This is a genomic window from Pseudomonas sp. MIL9, from assembly GCF_016887925.1.
Taxonomy (GTDB): Bacteria; Pseudomonadota; Gammaproteobacteria; order Pseudomonadales; family Pseudomonadaceae; genus Aquipseudomonas; species Aquipseudomonas mohnii.
Genome location: NZ_JAFEHE010000053.1, coordinates 1 through 1,571 on the forward strand (window position 1 = coordinate 1; position 1,571 = coordinate 1,571).

Genomic DNA, 1,571 nt, shown 5'->3' on the forward strand with positions numbered 1-1,571 from the left:
ATGTGTTTGCTCGCACGAACATCATCAATCAAATCGGCGTTCTTGTTTCTGTGTTTCCCGGGATTCCGTGAAGAACCCTTTTTTAAGGGTTTCAATGACGTTTTGAATTTGTTGAGTCGATACGCGGGTTTTAGCGGCCAAGGCCCGGACTTCATCAGCTACTACCGCAAAACCACGACCCTGCTCACCAGCCCTAGCCGCTTCAATTGCAGCGTTGAGAGCGAGTAGGTTGGTTTGATCAGCAATGGCTTGAATCACCCCCGCAGCAGCCATAATTTGCTGGGTTTCATTGGCAAGGTAATCCACAGCAGTGCTGATATTCGTGACGGTACTGGCCAGCAACTGAATGGCCTCACGGGAAGTACCGGCGACTTTATCACCTTGTTCAGCCAGTTCATTTGCTGCTTGCGCTTCCATGGCGGTTTTTTGAACATGCCCTGCCACTTCGTTGATTGAGGCCGCCATCTCCGTCATGGCGGCTGCCGTCATGTCCGTTTCCGCTCGCTGCTCCAGCAAGGCATTTTCAGTTTGGTTCGAGAGTAAGGAGGAATGCGCAGCGGCTTCAGCCACTTGGCTGGCCAGATCGCTTAGCCGAGTCAGTGCGGTTTTAAGGCGTGCATCCTCACTAATCAATATCATTTCCAACTGCGCTGAAGGGCCATACGTATCGCTGTAAGTGATGGCGCTAATCGGATCTGAAAAAGCGTCAGGGGCGCATTTCATGATATGACTCAACTGATGTTCCAGCCGCGTATAGGACCACCATCCTGTAACGAGAAAGAGCACGGCAGTTACCGCTTGTGCTGCCAGGCTTGGCAGCACGCTAGCCGCACCTATTGCCAACGCAGCCGCAGTTGCAGGTAAGACCATCCTCCTCATGAATGCCGCATAATGACGATTTTGGGGAATGGAATTTTTACCTGCACGCAACCGGTCATACAGCTTTTGTGCGCGATCAATTTGCTCCCGAGTCGGCTTGACTCTAACGGACTCGTAGCCTGTTAAGCGGCCATCTTCGAGAATAGGTGTCACATACGCACTGACCCAATAGAAGTCACCATTCTTGCAGCGATTCTTGATGATACCCATCCAGCTTTTGCCAGCCTTCAGATAGCCCCACATCAGCCCGAAAACAGCTGGAGGCATGTCGGGATGACGAACCAAATTGTGCGGACTGCCCAACAACTCTTCACGAGAATAGCCACTTATTCTCATAAACTCGTCATTCACATAGGAAATATTCCCATTCGTATCCGTAGCAGAGATCAATCGCTGCTGGACTGGAAATATTTGTTCAACGGTTGTGACAGGCAGGTTCGAGCGCAAGATGAGTCTCCATGAGCAATAATGGCATTATGCCATAATGCGTGACTAACGGGTCATGCGAAATAAAGGGAAATCACAGAGCACTGAGATGTTTGTACGCTAAGCCATGGTTCTCAGCTGCAACCATTATCTGACACTGGTGACTTCGGTTGAAGTCCCCCTGCCAGTGCGAATTAGGTTTTGTACGAAAAGTCGTTGTGGCTAAAATTGCCGCCATGACCGGTTGGAGGCCCGTATGGCAAGGC

Annotated in this window: 1 pseudogene; it reads right to left on the bottom strand. The window is 50.7% G+C overall.

The window, feature by feature from the left end:
- Positions 1 to 81: 81 nt before the first annotated feature.
- Positions 82 to 1,326, bottom strand: a pseudogene (locus JQF37_RS31180) (methyl-accepting chemotaxis protein); the annotation flags it as partial.
- Positions 1,327 to 1,571 lie beyond the last annotated feature (245 nt).